This window comes from Microbacterium zouquanmingi, assembly GCF_052266695.1.
In the GTDB taxonomy this organism is placed as follows: domain Bacteria; phylum Actinomycetota; class Actinomycetes; order Actinomycetales; family Microbacteriaceae; genus Microbacterium.
Genome location: NZ_JBQPQZ010000001.1, coordinates 302,201 through 323,149, shown reverse-complemented (window position 1 = coordinate 323,149; position 20,949 = coordinate 302,201). Strand labels below are relative to the sequence as shown.

At 65.7% G+C, this 20,949-nt stretch carries 15 protein-coding genes; 10 read left to right on the top strand and 5 right to left on the bottom strand.

Going from position 1 to position 20,949, the window contains the following annotated elements; all coding sequences use genetic code 11:
- Positions 1-105 precede the first annotated feature (105 nt).
- The 3 genes from rarD (at position 106) to ACTU6U_RS01465 (ending at position 3,761) form a co-directional block, all read left to right on the top strand.
- The gene (rarD, locus tag ACTU6U_RS01475; protein ID WP_443467385.1) at positions 106-1,023 is read left to right on the top strand and encodes an EamA family transporter RarD; all 918 of its coding nucleotides are present in this window, start codon (positions 106-108) and stop codon (positions 1,021-1,023) included.
- A gap of 92 nt (positions 1,024-1,115) precedes the next feature.
- Entirely contained in the window at positions 1,116-2,378 is a 1,263-nt protein-coding gene (locus tag ACTU6U_RS01470) for an ABC transporter substrate-binding protein (protein ID WP_443467384.1), read from the top strand.
- 423 nt (positions 2,379-2,801) lie between these two features.
- The gene (locus tag ACTU6U_RS01465) at positions 2,802-3,761 is read left to right on the top strand and encodes a putative endonuclease domain-containing protein (protein ID WP_443467383.1); all 960 of its coding nucleotides are present in this window, start codon (positions 2,802-2,804) and stop codon (positions 3,759-3,761) included.
- A 139-nt stretch (positions 3,762-3,900) separates the two neighbouring features.
- Here the strand turns inward: ACTU6U_RS01465 and ACTU6U_RS01460 are convergent, their stop codons facing one another.
- Genes ACTU6U_RS01460 through ACTU6U_RS01445 form a run of 4 tightly spaced genes read right to left on the bottom strand, consistent with a single transcriptional unit; the run spans position 3,901 to position 7,979 of the window.
- Complete coding sequence (locus tag ACTU6U_RS01460; protein ID WP_443467382.1) at positions 3,901-4,674, bottom strand: ABC transporter ATP-binding protein; 774 nt, start codon at positions 4,672-4,674, stop codon at positions 3,901-3,903.
- Positions 4,671-5,609, bottom strand: a complete 939-nt coding sequence (locus ACTU6U_RS01455) for an ABC transporter ATP-binding protein (RefSeq protein ID WP_443467900.1) — start codon at positions 5,607-5,609, stop codon at positions 4,671-4,673. The genes ACTU6U_RS01460 and ACTU6U_RS01455 overlap by 4 nt, the downstream gene beginning before the upstream one ends.
- Positions 5,610-5,640: 31 nt before the next feature.
- Positions 5,641-6,618: a branched-chain amino acid ABC transporter permease gene (locus tag ACTU6U_RS01450; RefSeq protein WP_443467381.1), complete on the bottom strand. Its 978-nt coding sequence runs from the start codon at positions 6,616-6,618 to the stop codon at positions 5,641-5,643.
- Between the two features lie 2 nt (positions 6,619-6,620).
- The gene (locus tag ACTU6U_RS01445; protein ID WP_443467380.1) at positions 6,621-7,979 is read right to left on the bottom strand and encodes an ABC transporter permease subunit; all 1,359 of its coding nucleotides are present in this window, start codon (positions 7,977-7,979) and stop codon (positions 6,621-6,623) included.
- Between the two features lie 225 nt (positions 7,980-8,204).
- On the opposite strand from ACTU6U_RS01445, the gene guaB reads away from it, so the two are divergent.
- The 7 genes from guaB to ACTU6U_RS01410 all read left to right on the top strand — a co-directional run bounded on the left by guaB (position 8,205) and on the right by ACTU6U_RS01410 (position 20,594).
- Positions 8,205-9,707, top strand: coding sequence for an IMP dehydrogenase (gene guaB / locus ACTU6U_RS01440; protein ID WP_443467379.1), 1,503 nt, complete (start codon positions 8,205-8,207; stop codon positions 9,705-9,707).
- A 108-nt stretch (positions 9,708-9,815) separates the two neighbouring features.
- Entirely contained in the window at positions 9,816-10,367 is a 552-nt protein-coding gene (locus tag ACTU6U_RS01435; RefSeq protein ID WP_443467378.1) for an OsmC family protein, read from the top strand.
- 50 nt (positions 10,368-10,417) lie between these two features.
- On the top strand, positions 10,418-11,851 hold the full coding sequence (locus ACTU6U_RS01430) for a glycoside-pentoside-hexuronide (GPH):cation symporter (protein WP_443467377.1): 1,434 nt from the start codon (positions 10,418-10,420) through the stop codon (positions 11,849-11,851).
- The gene (locus ACTU6U_RS01425; protein ID WP_443467376.1) at positions 11,838-13,781 is read left to right on the top strand and encodes an alpha-glucosidase; all 1,944 of its coding nucleotides are present in this window, start codon (positions 11,838-11,840) and stop codon (positions 13,779-13,781) included. Before ACTU6U_RS01430 ends, ACTU6U_RS01425 begins: the two co-directional genes overlap by 14 nt.
- A 15-nt stretch (positions 13,782-13,796) precedes the next feature.
- On the top strand, positions 13,797-14,912 hold the full coding sequence (locus ACTU6U_RS01420; protein WP_443467899.1) for a GuaB3 family IMP dehydrogenase-related protein: 1,116 nt from the start codon (positions 13,797-13,799) through the stop codon (positions 14,910-14,912).
- Positions 14,913-14,967: 55 nt separating this feature from the next.
- Positions 14,968-15,741 (top strand): SURF1 family protein, encoded by a 774-nt coding sequence (locus tag ACTU6U_RS01415; RefSeq protein ID WP_443467898.1) that lies wholly within the window; start codon positions 14,968-14,970, stop codon positions 15,739-15,741.
- Positions 15,742-15,920: 179 nt separating this feature from the next.
- Positions 15,921-20,594, top strand: coding sequence for an ExeM/NucH family extracellular endonuclease (locus ACTU6U_RS01410; RefSeq protein WP_443467375.1), 4,674 nt, complete (start codon positions 15,921-15,923; stop codon positions 20,592-20,594).
- Here the strand turns inward: ACTU6U_RS01410 and ACTU6U_RS01405 are convergent.
- The gene (locus ACTU6U_RS01405; RefSeq protein WP_443467374.1) at positions 20,528-20,869 is read right to left on the bottom strand and encodes a hypothetical protein; all 342 of its coding nucleotides are present in this window, start codon (positions 20,867-20,869) and stop codon (positions 20,528-20,530) included. The genes ACTU6U_RS01410 and ACTU6U_RS01405 overlap by 67 nt on opposite strands.
- Between the last annotated feature and the right edge of the window lie 80 nt (positions 20,870-20,949).

Here is a 20,949-nt window from a genome sequence, read left to right as displayed (position 1 = left end):
CTATAGAACTGTTCGGCGTAGAGCGCCAGAGGTAATAGTCAATTCGACGGATTTATTTTTCTGAACGCGCAGTAGCGCCTCCGATCCGGGCCCTAAGGTGGAGCAGTGAGCATCGTCGCATCCCCGCGGACCCGGGCGACAGGGGCCGCATACGCCACCGCCGCCTACCTGCTCTGGGGCTTTCTTCCGCTGTACTTCCTGCTGCTCGTGCCCACAGGTCCCTGGGAGATCGTTGCGGCGCGCGTCGTCTTCTCGTTCGTGTTCTGCCTACTGCTGCTCACACTCGCCAGGGGATGGCGGCGCATCATCGCGATCATCCGGCAGCCCAGACTCCTCGGGTGGACGGCGCTGGCGGGGACGCTGATCTACATCAACTGGCAGGTCTTCGTCATCGGCACGCTGAGCGAGCGAGTGGTTGAGACGTCTCTCGGGTACTTCATGAACCCCATCTTCACCGTCCTGCTGGGCGTCTTCGTGCTGCGCGAGCGCATCCGCAGACTGCAGTGGGTCGCCATCGGCGTCGCTGTGCTGGCTGTGGTCGTCATCATCATCGGCTACGGGGCCTTCCCGTGGATCGCGCTGTCGCTGACAGCATCCTTCGGGCTTTATGGCCTGGTCAAGAAGAAGGTCGGACCGGCGGTGGATGCCGTGAGCGGCCTCACCCTCGAATCCTTCTGGTTGCTGCCGGTTGCGGCCGTGCAGCTGATCATCGTCGCGCAGACGACCGGGATCACCTTCGGCAACGTCAGCACTGGGCACACGCTGCTGCTGCTGTTCGCCGGCATCGCCACCGCAGTGCCGCTGCTGCTGTTCGCCGCGGGCGCTCGCCGCATCAACCTCACCGTGATCGGGATGATCCAGTTCATCACTCCGATCATGCAATTCCTCACCGGAGTGCTCATCCTGCACGAGCCCATGCCGGCCGAGCGCTGGATCGGATTCATCATCGTGTGGGTCGCTGTCGGGGTGTTCCTCGTCGACCTCGCTCTGGCGGCCAGGCGATCGCGCCGGACACACCGTTAACGCATCGCAACACACGCGTGACCTCTTCGCGTATACGTTAAGGGCACGGACGACGCCCGAGTCGTCGCGATCATGAATAGCAAGGGAGCAGCATGAGCGTCTTCACACACATGCGTACGCGAAAGGTCATCGGCGGCATCGCCCTGATCAGCGCGGGCGCGATGGTCTTGGCAGGGTGCAGCAGTGGCGGCGGCGGCGACGCCGAAGAGCCGGCGGCACCGACTGATCGTGAAGCACTCACGCTCAGCATCGGAACGGTCCTCCCGCAGACCGGTCAGCTCGCCTACCTCGGCCCGCCCGAGGAAGCAGGCGTCGGTCTTGCCGTCGCCGAGATCAATGAGGCAGATCTCGGCATCACGGTGGAGGTCGAATACGGAGACTCCGGAGACCCCGACAACAAGGCGTTCGAGACCACGGTCCCGCGTCTGCTCGACTCGGGCGTTTCGGCGATCATCGGTGCGGCATCGTCCGGTGTCACCAAGCTCTTCCTCGACCAGGCGGTCAGCGCGGGTGTCATCACCTTCTCGCCGGCCAACACCTCGCCGGACTTCACCGAATGGCCCGATGACAACCTCTACTGGCGCACCGCTCCGAGCGACCTGCTCCAGGGCGAGGTCCTCGCCAGCGAGATCGGCATCGACGGCCACGCGAACCTCGGGATCATCTACCTCAACGACGCGTACGGCTCGGGTCTTGAGAAGTCGTTGACCGAGAACTTCGAGGCGGGCGGCGGCACGGTCGTGGCATCCGAGGCGTACAACGCCAACGACACCTCGTTCGACGCGCAGATCTCGACCATCCTCGCGCAGAACCCGGACGCCGTCGCGGTGATCGGATTCGAGGAGACCTCGACGATCGTTCCGGCGTTCATCTCGAGCGGATTCGACGGCAGCAAGTTCTACTTCGTCGACGGCAACACGCAGCAGTGGGGTGCCGACATGCCCGTCTCGATCGAGGGCAGCAAGGGAACCCAGCCCGGGCCCGTGCTCGCGGATGACTTCCAGCAGCGTCTGATCGACCAGTGGCAGGAGCAGTCGGGCAAGGAGCTCGTCGACTTCAACTACGCCGCGGAGTCCTACGACGCGGTGGTTCTGCTCGCACTCGCCTCGCTGGTTGCGAACTCCACGGATGCGACCGACATCGCAGGTGCCCTCCAGGAGGTCTCCGGCGGCTCGGGTGACGGTGAGAAGTGCGACACCTTCGCGGACTGTGCACAGATCATCCTCGACGGCGGCACTGCTGACTACGACGGATACTCCGGCGCGATCACGTTCGATGAGAACGGCGACCCGACCGAGGCGACCATCGGCGTCTTCCAGTACGGAGCCGACAACACTCACACCCGTATCAACTGATACGTGCGCGAAGGGTCGGATGCCGCGGCATCCGGCCCTTCTGCGCGCCCGGCCGCGTTCTGCGCGCCCGGCCGCGTTCTGCGCGCCCGGCCGCGTTCGGCGCGGGCGTGCGCGCGCGGGATGGATTTCGGGGCTGGGGAGGCGTTCTCGGCCGCGCTTTCCATCCCGTGCGGTGCTTGCGCCGGTCGCGTGGCGGGCATGGGATGGATTCCGGGTCTGGGGCGGCGGGCCAGGCCGTGTTTTTCATCCCGTGCGCGGCCCGCGTGCACTTTGCGCGATCGGTCCGGGGGTGCTGCGCGGGGCGCTACGCGACGGGTTGGGCGCGCGGCACTCGTTCTGCACAGGGACCGGCTTGGGTGGGTTGTCCACGGAACGTGGGTTAGACCGGATGCTGCGACCCGCGACCGCGGCACGATGAAGTGCATGCACCACAGAACCAAGCTTCCGCGCCGGCTCGGCGAGCGATTCTCGATCGCGGATGCCGAAGCCGTCGGCGTCAGGCCAGGACGGCACAGCGCGCGCGACCTGCATCGTCCGTACAGCGGCGTCCGCTCCATGACGATGCCAGAGACGTTCGATGACTGGGTGAGGTGTTGCGCGCTGCGGCTCAAACCCGGGCAACGATTCGGCAGAACGACCGCCGCGCGGCTATGGGGGCTGCCGTTGCCGACGCGATGGAAAGAGGGCGAAGAGATCGACGTGGTCGTCCCGACCGGCACGACACCGCCGAAGACGAGCAGAGTGCGGGGGAGCAGGCTCAAAACCGAGCGTGCTGTGACCCGGATTCTGAAGGGTGTGCCGGTCGTCGACGCCGTCGCGGCGCTGTTCATGTGCGCGCCGGATCTCACCGTCGATCAAGCCATCGTCATGATCGACGCTCTGCTGACGCCCGCGCTGAACTATCCAGACCTCGGACCAGGAAAACCGATGGCGACGCTCTCAGAGATCGAGGCGCGTCTGGCCATGTGGCGGCAGTTCCCCGGGCAGCGAACGATTCAGCAGGCGCTGCCCTCTGCGCGTGTCGGAGTGGAATCTCCGAAAGAGACCGAGACGCGCCTACTGATCATCGACAGCGGCCTCCCGGAACCAGTGGTGCAGTTCGAGGTTCGTGTGGAGGGCGAGCTCATCGCCCGCCCGGACCTCGCCTACCCCGAGCTCAAGATCGGCATCGAATACGACGGTGACGGGCATCGCACTGACAAAGACGAGTGGCGGCGCGACATCCAGCGTCACCGCGCGCTCACCGCCGCCGGATGGGTGAGCCTTCACCTCACGGAGGCCGACCTGGCCGCGGGTGCGCGGGATGCTTTCGTCGCGCAGCTTCGGAGAGTCATGGCCGAGCGCAGGATGGAAATCACGGCGCAAACAGCATCCAGGCCGTGAAATCCATCCCGCGCCGCGCGTAGCGGACGCGCGACGCGGACGCGGCGGACGCGCGACGCGGACGCGGGCGGACGCGGGCGCGCGACGCGGACGCGGACGCGGCGGACGCGGGCGGGCGGACGCGACGCAGGCCCGCGCCTCAGTCCTCCCCGAGCGTGCCGAGGTAGAGCCCGATCACCTTCGGATCGTTGAGCAGCTCCCGACCGGTTCCCGTGTAGGCGTCGTGGCCCTGGTCGAGAACGTAGCCGCGGTCGCAGATCTGCAGGCAGCGGCGCGCATTCTGCTCGACCATGATCGTTGTCACGCCCGCCTTGTTGATGTCGGAGACGCGGATGAACGCGTCATCCTGGCGCACCGGTGACAGTCCAGCCGAAGGCTCATCAAGCAGCAGCACCGAGGGATCCATCATCAGCGCTCGCGACATCGCGACCATCTGGCGCTCGCCGCCCGACAGCGACCCCGCGCGCTGCTTCAGCCTGGCGCCCAGTTCGGCGAAGATGCCGGTGACGAACTCCAGCCGCTCCTTGTACGCCTTCGGCCGCTGGATGATCCCCATCTGCAGATTCTCTTCGATGGTCAGCGAGGGGAACACGTTGTTCGTCTGCGGGACGAACCCCACACCGCGCTGCACGAGCTCATTGGCCTTCAGCCCGACGATGCTCTCGCCGTTCACGAGGATTTCGCCTCCGCGCACCTTCACCTGTCCGAAGATCGCCTTCAGAAGCGTCGACTTGCCCGCGCCGTTGGGGCCGATGATGCCGACCAGCTCGCCCTTCGCAGCCGTCAGATTCGTGTCGTTGAGGATGTTCACCCCTGGCAGGTACCCCGCAGTGAGGCCCTTGACCTCGACGACGATGTCCCCGACGGGCTGCGCGGCTGTCTGTTCGGCTGCGGGGGCAGTTGGCGTGCTCATGGCTTGTCCTCCTCGGCGGCCTGAACCGCGGCTTCATGCTCCTCGCGGATCTCCTCGAGCATCTCGCTGGCAGACTCATCGATCTCGCCCTTGTAGCGCCCGGTGACGACCCCGAGGTCGACGTCCTGGTGACTGCCGAGGTAGGCATCGATGACGGCCTTATCCTGCATGACGGTCTGCGGCGGACCTTCAGCGACGATCCGTCCCTCGGCCATCACGATCACCCAGTCGGCGATGTGACGGACCATGTTCATGTCGTGCTCGACGAACAGCACGGTCATGCCCAGATCCTTGAGGTCGAGAATGTGGTCGAGCAGCGACTGGGTGAGGGCCGGGTTCACACCGGCCATCGGCTCGTCGAGCATCACCAGCGAAGGGTCGCGCATCAGCGCGCGCGCCATCTCGAGCAGCTTGCGCTGACCTCCCGAGAGGCTGGCGGCGTAGTCGGACGCCTTCGTGTCGAGCTTGAACCGGGCGAGCAGGTCCATCGCCTTCGCTTCGAGTTCGGTGTCCTGCTTGCGCCAAATCGCCGGAATCAGAGCGGGAAGGAACCCTTCGCCCTTCTGGTCCGGCGCCCCGAGCTTCATGTTCTCGAGCACGGTCAGCAGCGAGAGCGCCTTGGTGAGCTGGAATGTGCGCACCTGCCCCATCTGCGCGACCTTGAACGAGGGGATGCCCGAGAGCTGGTGCCCGTCGAAGCTCCACTTGCCGGTGTTCGGCTTGTCGAAGCCGCACAGCAGGTTGAACAACGTCGTCTTTCCGGCACCGTTCGGCCCGATCAGCGCCGTGATGGCGTGACGGGGGACCTCGATGTGATCGACGTCGACGGCGGTCAGACCGCCGAAGCGCCGCGTTACTTTGTCGGCGACGAGAATCGGATCGACTTTCTCGCAACCGGGGACGGCATCGCCCTTGTGAAGACCTGTCGTCTTGATCCGTCCGGTCTTCGGCGTGCTCTCTGCAGAGTTATTTGACAAAGGTCAGCTCCCTCTTGTTTCCGAGGAGTCCCTGCGGGCGGAAGATCACCAGCAGCATGAGTGCGACCCCGACGATCACGAAGCGGAGTGTTGCCGCCTGGATCGCCGACATCGGAAGGATGCCTTGCGCTGCCAAGCTCGGCAGCACACCCTCGAGGAACGCCATGATGACCCAGAAGATCACCGCTCCCAGCGCCGGCCCGAAGACCGTTGCTGCTCCACCGAGTAGCAGGATCGTCCAGAGGAAGAACGTCAGCGACGTCGTGTAGCTCGCCGGCACCACCGCCGATGGCAGCGCGAATACGGCGCCGCCGAGGCCACCCATGATTCCACCGATGACCAGCGCTTGCATCTTGTATGAGAAGACGTTCTTTCCGAGCGAGCGCACGGCGTCCTCGTCCTCGCGGATTCCCTTGAGCACCCGTCCCCATGGGCTGCGCATGAGCGCCCACACCAGGTAGATGCACGCCGCGAGCACCAGCAGACCGAACACGCGCACCCAGAGCTGGCTGGCGTTGTAGGTCCAGGGGCCGAAGCCGTAGGTGCCTTCGGGGAAGGGATTGGCCGCACGGAACCCTGCGTGGTAGCCGCCGAGGCCGTCAGCGGCGTTCGTCTGCTCCTCGAACGCGGTCGAGGTGAACAGCAGGCGCACGATCTCGGCCGCGGCGATCGTCGCGATGGCCAGATAGTCAGCGCGCAGCCGCAGAGTCGGGATGCCGAGGATGAAGGCGAATACCGTCGACATCACCATGCCGACGATGATGCCCACCCACCACGGCAGACCGAACGTCAGGATCGAGATCGCGTAGCTGTACGCACCGATCGCCATGAATCCGGCCATACCGAAGTTGAGCAGTCCGGCGTAGCCGAAGTGGACGGCAAGCCCGGTCGCCGCGATGGCATAGGCGATGGTGGTCGGGCTCAGCATCCAGGATGCGGTGTTTCCGAAGATTGCTCCCCAGTCCATGATCAACCGATCCTTTCTCTTCGACCGAGGATGCCCTGTGGTCGAAACAGCAGCACCAGAATGAGGACGGCCAGCGCTCCGACGTACTTCAGGTCAGAGGGCAGCCACAGCGTTGAGACCTCGACGAGGAGGCCGACGATGATCGAGCCGATCAGCGCGCCGAAGGCCGTTCCGAGGCCGCCGAGGCAGACGGCCGCGAAGATGAGCAGCAGGATGTGCACGCCCATGTCCCAGCGGACGCCGGGGCGGAAATACGCCCACAGGATGCCGCCGAGGGCGGCGAGAGCGGATGCCAGGATCCACACGATCCGGATGACCCGGTCGACGTTGATTCCGGATGCCGCGGCAAGAGAGGGGTTGTCGGAGATCGCTCGCGTCGCCTTGCCTGTGCGGGTGCGCAACAGCCAGAATGCGACGGCTACGAGGACGACGATGCTGAGTCCCATCGACATCATGTCGATCGAGCTGAGCCTAATCGGGCCCCAGATCTCGATCTTCGGAGCGCCCGCGTTGGGAAGCTGCACGGTGCCGCCGCCGAAGAAGAAGAGGAACACGTATCGCAGCGCGAACGAGAATCCGATGCTCACGATCATGAGCGGGATGATTCCCATTCCCCGTTTTCGCAGGGGCTTCCAGAGGCCGACATCCATCAGATAGCCGAATATCGCGCCGGAGATCACGACGAGTGGAATCGTCAGCCACATCGGTATCGCCAGGGATACGCCGAAGACCACCGCCATCACCGCGCCGAACGTCACCATCTCGGCATGGGCGAAGTTGGTGAGGTTCATGGTTCCGAAGATCAGCGAGACGCCGATCGCTGCGAGGGCGAGCAGCAGGCCGAAGTTGAGGCCGTTGATTATCCGCTCTACGAGCTGGTCGACGAAACTCGTGGTCTCGCGCACGCCCTCACCGAGGAATAGGTTGACGATGACGCGGTTGCCGAGCCCGAATTCGACATCCTGCGAGGCAGAGTCGCCTTCGACGATGACTCCATCCGGCAAGGTCGACTCATCGACGGTGAGCTCGTACTCGCCCCTCTCGGGGACGTAGAGCGTCCAGCGCCCTGTGTCGTCGGTCTCGGTCTCGGCCTCGAAGCCGTTGCCCTCGATCGAGACAGCGACCCCGGGCAGGGGGTCTGCGTTGTACTTGATGACTCCGGCGAAGAAGAAGTCTGTGACCTCCTGCTCGTCGCTGCCTGAATCGCTGGGGGACGCCGTCGTGGTGTCCGTCTCTCCGTCACCGGTATCGGCGAATGAAGCAGGTGCTGCCATGAACAGCATCGCTGCCGCGAGCAGGAAGCTCACCAGGGCGATCACCCACGGTATGCGCCCGCGTCTGTGGCTGGTCGTCAGTTCCACGAAACCTCCCTTGTCGTCCGAGGGGTGCCGAGGCTTCGGGTCGCATCGGCTGTGATGAACGACGCTTTGAGCGTAATGTCTCGGCTCGGTTTCACGCCACTGTTCGGTGTGTCGTTATAGAAACGGTGGGCTGCGCGAAGTGCTCAGTGGATGCCGTTCTGGGAATTTTCCCGGCATCCGCGCCCTTAGAATTGGTAGAACACCACGCCTGCAGGAGGATCATTCATGGACCAGCACGATCCCTTCGGTTTCGTCGGACTCACGTACGACGACGTCCTTCTTCTTCCCGGGCACACTGATGTGATCCCGAGCGAGGCAGATACCTCCTCTCGCATCACGCGCCGCATCTCGGTCGCGACGCCTCTCCTCTCCAGCGCCATGGACACGGTCACTGAGTCCCGCATGGCCATCGCGATGGCACGCGAGGGCGGCATCGGCATCCTGCATCGCAATCTCTCCATCGCTGACCAGGCCACGCACGTCGACCGTGTCAAGCGCAGCGAATCCGGAATGATCACCGACCCGATCACCACATCGCCGGGTGCGACGGTCGAAGAGGTCGACGAGATGTGTGCGAAGTACCGCATCTCGGGCCTTCCCGTCGTCGATGAAGAAGGCCGGCTCGTCGGAATCATCACCAACCGCGACATGCGGTTTGTCTCCGCGTTCGAGCGCCCGACGACCTTCGTCAAGGACGTCATGACCAGTGAGAGCCTCGTGACGGCGCCCGTGGGCGTGGCAGCCGGCGAGGTCATCGCGCTGTTCGCGAAGCACCGCGTCGAGAAGCTGCCGCTCATCGACGACAACGGCAAGCTCGCCGGTCTCATCACCATCAAGGACTTCGACAAGAGCGAGAAATACCCCCTCGCGACCAAGGACGAGCAGGGGCGCCTCCGCGTAGGCGCTGCGATCGGCTTCTTCGGCGACGCGTGGGAGCGCGCTGAGGCCTTGCGCGACGCCGGTGTGGACGTCCTCGTGGTCGACACCGCCAACGGCCAGTCCCAGGGCGTCATCGACCTCGTCACGCGCATCAAGGCAGACGAGTCGTTCGCGCACATCGACGTCATCGGCGGCAACATCGCCACCCGCGAGGGCGCGCAGGCGCTCATCGAAGCCGGTGTGGATGCGGTGAAGGTCGGCGTCGGCCCCGGATCCATCTGCACCACCCGGGTCGTCGCCGGTGTCGGCGTGCCGCAGGTAACCGCTGTGTACGAGGCATCCCTCGCCGCGCGTCCCGCCGGCATCCCCGTGATCGCCGACGGCGGTCTGCAGTACTCGGGTGACATCGCCAAGGCGCTCGTCGCTGGTGCGGATGCTGTCATGCTCGGCTCGCTTCTGGCCGGCACCGACGAGTCGCCCGGAGAGATCGTCTTCCAGTCCGGCAAGCAGTTCAAGCAGTACCGCGGAATGGGATCGCTCGGTGCGATGCAGACGCGCGGCAAGCAGACCTCGTACTCGAAGGACCGCTACTTCCAGGCGGATGTGCCCAGCGACGACAAGCTCATCCCCGAGGGCATCGAGGGACAGGTGCCCTACCGCGGCCCTGTCGCCGCGGTGGCGTACCAGCTCGTCGGAGGCCTTCGGCAGTCGATGTTCTACGTCGGTGCACGCACGATCGAAGAGCTGAAGACCCGCGGCAAGTTCGTGCGCATCACGGCCGCAGGACTCAAGGAATCGCACCCGCACGACGTGCAGATCGTGGTCGAGGCGCCCAACTACAAGAAGTAGTCGCTACCCTCCGTGTGCGCGCGGGGCTTTATTGCGTCCGATGACGGGTGATGACGGCATGTAACGCGGTCGCCGCGAGCGAGCGGATGCTGTGGCTACGGTCGCGTCATGACTCTTTTTCAGGAACAGGCAGAGACCGTCGCATCCGTCACGCCCGCTGAGCGGAACGAGCGCCTGACCGACGCGGGTACGGCATGGACCCAGCGCATCGCGCGCGATGTGGGCAACGCCGCGCTCACCTACCGGGTCAGCGGGCGCGGTGTGGGATCGGTGGCCACAGAGGTGCAGGCCGGCAGACACCGTTTCCTCGTGGATGAGCCCGGAGCTCTCGCCGGAGACGACGCAGCTCCGAGCCCGGTCGAGTATGCGCTCGGAGCCCTCGTCTCGTGCCAGGTCGTCGTCTACCGCCTGTACGCGCAGTCGCTGGGCCTCACGATCGATGAGATCGAGATCATCGCGGAGGGCGACCTCGACGCGCGCAGGCTGTTCGGAATCGACGGGTCGGGACGCGCCGGATTCCACGATGTACGACTGAAGATCGATATCGCCGGGCCGAACACCGCCGAGGAGTACGCGAACCTTCGACGGGTCGTCGACGAGCACTGCCCGGTCCTCGATGTCTTCGCGAACCCGGTGCCGGTTTCGAGCGTCCTCGCCTGAGGTGCCAGGGCGCCACCGCGACGGCGGCAGGGCGCCACTAAGCTGGCGCGATGACGGAACCTGTGGCCGTCGGCAGCGCAGCCGACGTCGTCCTGCCCCCACGCACCGGCCCCTCCCGGCGCAACGCGTGGAGGTTCGGATTGGGCACGCTCGGCCGGGACATGGCAGCCACCATGGTCACGATGTTCCTCATCGTGTATCTCACCGAGGTCGTCCAGATCTCGAACGCTGTCCTCGCCGCGATCACGGTTGTGCTGGTGGTGATGCGGCTCTTCGATGCGATCAACGATCCGGTGATGGGCCTGGTCGTCGACAACACGCGTAGCCGCTGGGGAAAATTCAAACCGTGGATCGCGGGCGGTGCACTGGCGTGGGCTGGCGCGACAGTGGTGATGTTCTCCGACTGGGGGGTCGACGGCCCGTGGTTCGTCGTCGTGTTCATCGTGGTCTACCTGGTGTGGGAGGTCGCCTACACGGTCAATGACATCTCGTACTACGGGATGCTCCCGTCGCTGTCGCGCAATCAGGTCGAGCGCGAGCGGATCGGAGTCATCGCCCGGGTGTGCGCGAACATCGGGATCTTCGGCGTCGTCATCGCCATCGTTCCGGTGACGTCTGCGCTGGAGAGCATGCTCGGCTCGGCGCAGTCGGCCTGGCTCACGCTGGCCGTCGTCGTGGCGGTATTCATGCTGGTCTTCCAGACCATCACCCTCGTGACCACGAAAGAGCAGGTCGCTGGCGAGCGGGTGCACACCCCGTTGCGCGAGCTCTTCGCGGTGATCGGCCGCAACGACCAGCTCCTCTGGGTGACTCTCGCGATGGTGCTGTTCATGACCGGGTACACGATCACCGCGAGCCTCGGTCTGTACTACTTCACCTATATCTACGGCGATGTGGGAATGTATCCGATGTTCGCCGCGATCCTCGGCGTCAGCCAGATCGGCGGGCTGCTGCTGTTCCCTCTCGCCTCGGCGCGTCTGGGTCGCCGCCGCGTGCACCTGCTGGCGACCGCGTCATGCGCAGTCGGGTACGCGGTGTTCTTGCTCGCAGGCACCTCGATGCTGCTCATCGGGATCGCAGGTCTCCTGCTGTTCGCCGGTCAAGCGTTCATCCAGCTGCTGATGATGATGTTCATCGCCGACTCGGTTGAGTACGGACAGTGGAAACTCGGTCGTCGCAACGAGTCGATCACCTTCTCGCTGCAGCCCTTTATCTACAAGGCATCCAGTGCACTGGCATCCGGTGCCGTGGGCATCACCCTCATCGTCTCCGGCATCAATGAGGCCGGAAGCGCTGCCGACGTCACCGACGCCGGTGCGCTGGCGTTCAAGATCGCGATGCTGGCGGTTCCGCTGGTTCTGGTCGTCGTGAGCTGGCTGGTGCTCGCCCGGCGGTACCGGCTGGACGAGACGCGGTATGCCGAGATCGTCGCCGATCTGCGGCTTCGCGAGAAAGCGGAGGAGTTACCCGATGGCGCGTCGTGACGCCGGCATCCGCTTCAGAGACGTGTACGCGCATCCGGTCGGACGGGACGCCGTCGACAAGATCCTGCTGCAGCTGGGGCGTTCGCCGCGCTGGGTCACCAACCCTCTCGTCGCCAACCTCCGCCTCCGCACGCTCGGCACGCTCGCCGCGCCCCTCATCGGCCCGGGGGTCGCCGATGCGTTCGCGCACATCCTGGCGGAGCATCCGGAGCGCATCGGACAGGCGACCGGATCCGATGAACAGGCGAAAAGGAGCTGGTGGGAGAGCGCCGTCTTCTACCAGGTGTATCCGCGCTCGTTCCAGGATTCCGACGGCGATGGGATCGGAGACCTCCGAGGGATCATCGACCGACTCGACTACCTGCACGATCTCGGCGTGGACTGCGTCTGGCTGTCGCCGATCTTCGATTCGCCGAACGAGGACATGGGCTACGACGTGCGCGATTATCGCGCCGTGATGACCGAGATGGGCACTCTCGCCGACCTCGATGAGCTCATCGCCGGATGCCACGACCGAGGCATGCGGATCATCCTGGACCTCGTCGTCAATCACACCTCCGCGCAGCACGAATGGTTCCAGGCGGCCATCGCCGACCCCGACGGGCCCTACGGCGACTACTACCACCTGCGACCCGGGGCGCCGGGGGAAGACGGGTCCGGTGCGCCGCCGAATAACTGGACCTCGTTCTTCAGCGGCAGCGCATGGCGGTGGATTCCCGAAGCGGAGCGCTGGGCTCTGCACCTGTTCGCACCGGAGCAGATGGATCTGAACTGGGAGAACCCGGCGGTCCGCGCCGAGGTCGCAGACATCGTCCGATGGTGGCGGGCCCGGGGAATCGACGGCTTCCGGATGGACGTCATCAACTACATCTCCAAGCGCGACGGCCTCCCGGACGGAAACGAGGCGATCGGGCGCCTGATGGGCTTCTTCGGCATCGAGAACTACTTCTTCGGCCCGCGACTGCACGAGTATCTGCACGAACTGCGTACCGCGGGCTTCACCGGTGGTGGGGCGCTGGACGGATTGATGGTGGGGGAGACCCCCGGCGTCGGGATCGAGATGGGGCGTCTGCTGAGCGATCCGGAGCGCGCAGAACTCGATCTGGTGTTCAACTTCGACGTGCTCGAGATGCCGGGGCGCATCCGCTGGGATGACTACTCCTACGACCTCCGGTACCTGAAGACCTATTACACCCAGCTGCTGACGCGGCTCGGCCCTGGCGATCACGCGGCGCTGTTCTTCGACAATCATGACAATCCGCGGATGCTGTCGAAAGTGCTGGGAGCGCGAGCCGACGACCCGCGGCTGCGCACCGCGGTGGGCAAGGCGCTCGCGACCATCCAGCTCATGCTGCGCGGGGTGCCGTTCCTGTTCCAGGGGCAGGAGATCGGTGCGATCGATCAGGATTTCGCGGGGTTGGACGAGCTCCGCGACGTGGAGTCGCGCAACCGCCACGCGGAGCTACGGGCGGCGGGGCACAGCGATGCCGAGGCGTTCGCGCAGGTGCTGCCCGGTGCGCGCGATCACGCCAGGACGCCGATGCGGTGGGAGCCGGGGACTCATTCCGGATTCACGACGGGCGCACCGTGGCAGGCAGGCAATGAGAACTCGATCGGCTTCACCGTGGCCGAGCAGATGGACGAACCGGACTCGGTGTGGAGTTTCACCCGTGACCTGATCCGGCTGCGCCGCGAGCATCGGGCGCTCGCCGCCGGCGGCATCCGCTTTCTCGCCCCGCGCTCGCGCGACTGCTTCGCGTGGGTGCGTACCGGGGGCGAGGGAGAGGACGAATGGCTCATCGAAGTCAACCTCACCGATCGGCAGATCTCGCGTCCGCGCGGGATGCCGAAGGCCGAACCCGTGCTCGCAAGCGCAGCGGATGACTCGATGCTCGGCCCGTACGGCGTGCTCGTGAGCCGCTGCGGGTAGGCTTGACTCGTGAGCATGGACATCGAAATCGGTCGGGCCAAGCGCGCGCGTCGCGCATACACGTTCGACGACATCGCGGTGGTGCCGTCTCGGCGAACCCGCAATCCCGAAGACGTCTCGACAGCATGGGCGATCGACGCCTTCTCGTTCGACACTCCGGTGATCGGCGCTCCGATGGACTCGGTCGTCAGCCCCGAGACTGCGATCATGCTCGGCAAGCTCGGGGGCCTAGGCGTCCTCGACCTCGAAGGACTGTGGACGCGCTACGAGAATCCCGAGCCGCTGCTCGCCGAGATCGCCGCGCTGCCGGACGCGAAGGCGACCGTCCGGATGCAGCAGCTGTACTCCGAGCCGATCAAGCCCGCACTCATCACCTCACGCCTCGCAGAGATCCGCGAGGCCGGTGTGACGGTTGCTGGATCCCTCACCCCGCAGCGCACCCAGGAGCTCTACGACACCGTCGCGGCCGCAGGCGTTGATCTGTTCGTGATCCGCGGCACCACGGTGTCGGCCGAGCACGTCTCCAGCGTCGCTGAGCCCTTGAACCTGAAGAAGTTCATCTACGACCTCGACGTTCCCGTCATCGTCGGCGGTGCCGCCACCTACACGACTGCTCTGCACCTCATGCGCACGGGCGCGGCGGGCGTGCTCGTCGGGTTCGGCGGGGGAGCGGCATCCACGACTCGCGCGACCCTCGGCATCCACGCGCCGATGGCGACGGCCGTCTCCGACGTCGCCGCCGCGCGTCGTGACTATCTCGACGAGTCGGGCGGACGCTACGTGCACGTCATCGCTGACGGAGGAGTCGGCACATCCGGCGACATCGTCAAGGCGCTTGCGATGGGTGCGGATGCAGTGATGCTCGGCGTCGCGCTGGCTCGCGCGACGGATGCTCCTGGACGAGGTTTCCACTGGGGTCCTGAAGCGCACCACCCGCAGCTGCCGCGCGGTCGCCGCGTGCAGACGCCCGGCATCGCGACGCTCGAAGAGATCCTGTACGGCCCGGCTCCGGTCGCCGACGGCACCGCGAACCTGATCGGGGCGCTGCGCAAGTCGATGGCCACGACCGGATACTCTGACCTCAAGGAGTTCCAGCGCGTCGAGGTCGTGCTCGCTCCGTACGAGTCGTGAGCTGCGTCGAGTACTCGTGACGATCCCGGAGTTCCCCCCGACTCTTCGCGAGGTCATGCTGCGTGGCCGCTGGATCGCGGTGCTGTGCGCATGCCTCGTCGTGGCAGGCGTTTTCGCCTTTCTCGGCCAGTGGCAGCTCGACCGCGCCATCGATACCGATCCGCCGCCCGCGGGCATCACCGAGGACGTGCGCGCCCTCACTGCCGTGGTGCAGCCGGGCGAGTACCTCCCTGAGCCGCTGGTCGGCCAGCGGGTCGAGGCCGCTGGCACGTGGATCGGCGGCGACTTCCTCGTCGTCTCGTCGCGATTCAACGAGGGCGACGGTTCTGATGAAGGCGTGGCCGGCTACTGGGTGACCGGGCAGCTCCGGGTTGCCGAGGGCACGTCGATCGCCGTCGCACTCGGGTGGGCACCCGACCGCGAGAGTGCGGATGCTGCGGCGGCTGCCCTTGAGCAGAGCGCGGCAGGCACCGAGGTGGACGTCACCGGCCGCATCATCTCCGATGAGGGCCCCGCACTGCCGACGACGGACGAACCCTTCGGGATGAGCAGGATGTCTCCCGCGATGCTGCTCGGCCAGTGGCACGACACGGAACAGCTTGCGATGTACCGGCCGTATCTCGCGTCGACGACGGCTCCCGACGGGCTGGTCGATATCGTCTCACCCGCGCCGCACGAACTCTCCCCCGTGAACTGGCTCAACGTCTTCTATGCGATCGAGTGGGCGGTCTTCGCCGGATTCGCGTTCTACATCTGGTACCGCCTGGCGAAGGACCGCTGGCAGCTCGAGGTCGAAGAGTTCGAAGAGCGCACCGGCTCCGCGCTCTGACGGCAACGCGCAGGAGAACTTCCGGTGAGCGATCTTCGAATTCCCTCGAGAATGTCTCATCCAGTTCATAGACTCGCTCTGAGGTAGAAGGGGCACTCGCGCTGATGCGAGCGGCCGTCCACCTCCGCGGTGCCTGACCAAGGAGCCGTGTATACGTCGACGTCGAGGAGTACTACCGCATGATGTCCACCCCCTACGGTGCAGCACCCAACGCTGCATCATCGATTTCACGCAGACGGGGGCGCATCGGCGCTCTCGCGCTGACCACCGCATGCGCGATGGGCTTTGGAACGCTCATCGCCTCACCTGCCTTCGCGGCAGCAGACGCCACTGGTGTCGTGATCAACGAGGCCTATCTCTCCGGCGGAAGCGCCGGTGCCGCGTTCACGAACAAGTTCGTCGAGCTCTACAACCCGACAGATGCAGACATCGTCCTCGATGGCATGTCGCTGCAGTATCGCTCCGCGACGGGAACCGGGAACTTCAACAGCGTCATCGCTCTTTCCGGCACGATCCCCGCTGGCGGATACTTCCTCGTGCAGGGCGGGAGCAACGGCACCGCGGGTGCGGCGCTGCCGACCCCTGACCAGACCAGCAGCCTCTCGCCCAGCGGCACGACAGGGACCCTCGCGCTCGTGCAGGGGACCTCGGCGGCGGCTCTCACCCCTGGCTCGATCGTCAGCGCCGACGGTGTCGTCGACCTGCTCGGTTACGGCGGTTCGAACACCTTCGAGACCGCGCTCGCCACCGCCCCTGCGAACAATCAGGACGTGAAGTCGCTGAACCGCGCCGATGGCGTCGACACCGACGACAACTCGGCCGACTTCAGCCTGTCGGCGACGATCACACCGCAGGGAACCGGGACGACGGATCCGGAAGAGCCGGAAGAGCCGGAAGAGCCAGAGGAGCCCACTGAGCCCGTCGCGGTGTCGATCGCCGACGTGCAGGGCACAGGCGACGCCACACCCCTTGCCGGGCAGACAGTCACGGTCGAGGGAATCGTCACCGGCGACTACCGCACCGGCGGCTACCAGGGCATCTCGATCCAGACCGCAGGCAGCGGAGGAGACACAGACGCCACGCCCGGAGCATCCGATGGCATTTTCGTCTACCTGAACGCTCTCGCTCCTGAGCTCGCGATCGGCGACCTCGTCTCGGTGACCGGCGTCGCCGGCGAGAACTACGGACAGACGCAGATCTCACCGTCTGCAGTCACAGACGTCACGGTCGTCACCGCGGGCGTCGGAGCGCCTGCCGCGACGGCACTCGCCGAAACAGTCGTCGGGGCAGACCGCGAAGCGTACGAGAATATGCTCGTCGCGCCCGCTGGCACCTACCGGGTGGCCTCGAGCCACCAGCTCTACAACTACGGCACGCTGTGGCTGAACCCCGGGGACCTCAACGTCAAGAGCACAGAGGTCACTCGTCCCGGTGCGGAGGCTGACGCGATCGTCGCCGCCAACCGCGCGGACCGCGTGCTGCTCGACGACGGTTACAGCGTGCAGGTCAGCAATAACGCGCATCCGGGAGAGCAGCCGTACTTCACCGAAGACGTCGTCGTTCGAAACGGCGATGTCGTCGATTTCGCCGAGGCCGGCTACGTGCTGCAGTACGGCTTCGATGACTGGCGTCTGCAGCCGGTCATCCCCATCGATGACGCGAGCGATGCGACATACAAGGCGGCCTTCACGACCGACAACCCGCGCCCGCAGACGGCTCCGGAAGTCGGCGGTGACGTGCAGGTCGCCGCTTTCAACGTCTTCAACTACTTCACGACGATGAGCGAAGACGACCCTCTGGCCCGCGGCGCGAAGAACCAGGGGTTCTTCGATGTCCAGCGTTCGAAGATCGTTACCGCGATCAACGGGCTCGACGCCGACGTGGTCGCTCTGATGGAGATCGAGAACTCGATCCACTTCGGCGACGGCACGGCAGATGTCGCGCTCGCCGATCTCGTCGACGGCCTCAACGCCGACGCGGATGCTGAAGTGTGGGACTACGTTCCGACTCCTGAGGCACTGCTCGACACCGAGACGGACGTCATCACCAGCGCCATCATCTACCGCAAGGACGCTGTCACGCCGGTGGGCGACAGTGCAGCGCAGATCGACGAGTCGGTCTGGGGCAATGCACGCGAGCCCATCGCGCAGACCTTCGACATGGATGGCCGGATCGTCTCGGTCGTCGCCAACCATTTCAAGTCGAAGTCCGGCGACGGCGCAGAGCCGGCCGACGGCCAGGGACACTTCAACGCCGACCGCACCGCCCAGGCGCAGTCGCTGCTGGAATTCACCGACGAGCTCGCCGAGACCAGCGGCAGCGAAGACGTCCTGCTGCTCGGCGACTTCAACGCCTATGCGAAGGAAGACCCGATCGACGTCTTCGCGCAGGCCGGCTGGACCGACCTGGTTCCCACGAACGCAGCGGGGCAGTACACCTACACGTTCGACGGTGAGCTCGGTTCGCTCGACCACGCGATCGCTTCTCCGTCGCTGGCCGGTTCCGTGACGGGAACGGGCGTCTGGGGCATCAACTCGCCTGAATGGAGCGACCGCGGCTACGCGTTCGGCGCAGCCGAAGCGGGCACACCGTTCCGCTCCAGCGATCATGACCCGGTCATCGTCGGAATCTCGAGCGAGATCCCACCGGTAGACATCGACATCGTGACGATCAACGACTTCCACGGTCGGATCGAGGCTGATGGTGCAGCAGCCGGTGCCGCAGTGCTCTCCGGCGCCGTGAAGTCGGTGCGCGAGGCGAACCCGAACACCGTGTTCGCGGCAGCCGGTGACCTGATCGGTGCATCCACCTTCACATCGTTCATCAATGACGACAACCCCACGATCGACGCGCTGAACGCGGCAGGGCTCGAAGTGAGCGCCGCCGGCAACCACGAGTTCGATCAGGGGTGGGAGGACCTGCGCGACCGGGTGCAGCAGCGCGCGGACTGGGAGTACATCTCCTCGAACGTGTTCCTCACCGAGACCGGTGAGACCGCTCTGGCGCCCGCGTGGGTCAAGGAGATGGACGGTGTCCGCGTCGGCTTCATCGGTGCGGTGACGGAAGAGCTGGATTCGCTCGTGTCGCCCGAGGGCATCGCTGATCTCGAGGTGCGCAGCATCGTCGATTCGGTGAACACGGTGGCTGATGAACTCACCGACGGTGACGCTGCCAACGGCGAGGCCGATGTGCTGGTCCTTCTCGTGCACGAGGGTGCGACGTCGACCGACGTCGCGAGCATCACCCCGGAATCGGCGCTCGGCGAGATCGTCGCCGGTGTGGATGACAGCGTCAGCGCGATCGTCTCGGCACACACGCACCTCGCGTACAACCACGTCATCGACGGCCGCCCGGTCGTCTCGGCGGGTCAGTACGGCGAGAATTTCGGTCTGATGAACCTGCAGGTCGACCCCGAGTCGAAGGAGCTGCTCTCAATCACGAACGAGATCAAGCCGCTCACGAAGACGGAGAAGGACCCGGTCACCGGCAAGGACGTCATCACGCCGCTGTACGACGCTGATGGTGCGGTGCAGGCCATCGTCGACGCAGCCAAGCAGGAAGCCGACGTGCTCGGTGCGGAGCCGGTGGGAAACATCACCGGTGACTTCAACCGCGCACGCCAGACCGACGGGTCGGAGAACCGCGGAGGCGAGTCGACCATCGGCAACTTCGTCGCCGACGTTCAGCAGTGGGCAACCGGTGCGGATCTCGCGATCATGAACCCCGGCGGCATCCGTGCGAACCTCACGTACGCCTCCACGGGCGAGAGCGACCCCGACGGCAACGTGACCTTCCGCGAGGCGGCGACGGTGCAGCCGTTCGCCAACACGCTGGTCACTCTGAACCTCACCGGCGCGCAGCTCAAGGGCGTGCTCGAGGAGCAGTGGCAGCCGGAGGGCGCGAGCCGTCCGTTCCTGAAGCTCGGTCTCTCAGAGGGTCTGCAGTACACCTACGACCCGACGGCGGCAGCGGGGGAGCGGATCACCTCGATCACGCTGAACGGCGAGCCGATCGACCCTGCGGCGTCGTACCTTGTTGCGGCGAACTCGTTCCTCGCAGCGGGTGGAGACAACTTCGCCACCTTCGCAGAGGGCACGAGCAAGGCAGACACCGGAAAGATCGACCTGCAGTCCATGGTCGACTGGTTCGACGCGAACGGCACGGCAGCACCCGACCTCGCTCAGCGCGCAGTCGGCGTGACGCTGAGCGCCGCGGATGCTGACGGCTACAGCGCCGGCGACGAGGTCACGATCGACCTCTCCTCGCTCGCATTCAGTGGCGGAGACCCGGTACCCGGCGAGGTCACGGTGTCGCTCGGCGACACGGTTCTCGCAACCGGTGCTGTCGACCCTGCCGTCGTCGACACGACCGACGAGGCAGGACGCGCCAGCCTCGCGTTCACGGTTCCTGAGGGAGTCTTCGGTGAGCAGCTGCTCACCGTCGCGACGGCCGAGGGCACAAGCGTGCAGGTGCCGTTCACGATCGCGGATGCGGGTGAGCAGGAGTTCGCTGGAACCATCGAGGTCGCGGGCAACACTGTCTCGGCAGGCAAGGCGCTTCGTCTCTCGGGCGTGGACTTCATCCCTGGCGAGACCGTCACGGTCGCGCTCGAGTCGAAGAAGGGGAAGGTGATCGACCTCGGCGCTGTCGTGGTCGGCGATGACGGCTCCTTCTCGGCCTCGCTCACCGTGCCGAAGAACACCGACGCCGGACGCTACACCGTGAGCGTCTCACAGGCCGACGGCGACCAGGCCACTGACATGGTCACCGTCACCAAGGGCGGCGGTCATGGCGGCGGCATCGTGGGGCAGATCCTCGACTGGCTCTGGGACCTCCTCACCAGCTGGTTCTGATCGAGCAGTGACGCAGAGGGCCCGTCGGGATCAATCCCGGCGGGCCCTCTGCGGCCGCACGCCTCTCCGATCTGGCCAGCGCTGTCGTCGAGCAGCAATTGCGCGTTCGCCGGCTGCGACACGATGAGCGAGAGCGTGTATCCGCGGAACACGGAGGCGGCGGCATCCGATTCGCGAAGTCGAAGCCGGTCTCCGAGCGAGAATGCCTGGGCGTAGAACGCTTCGGTGGCTGAGAGGTCGGCGACTTCGAGTGTGATGCTTTCGATAGTGTTCATGCGCTCAGCGCTACGAGCGCGTGCACGGCGGGCGCTTCTCGCCTGCCCGCCGGCGGCGTGATCGAGGACGACCGGGCGCA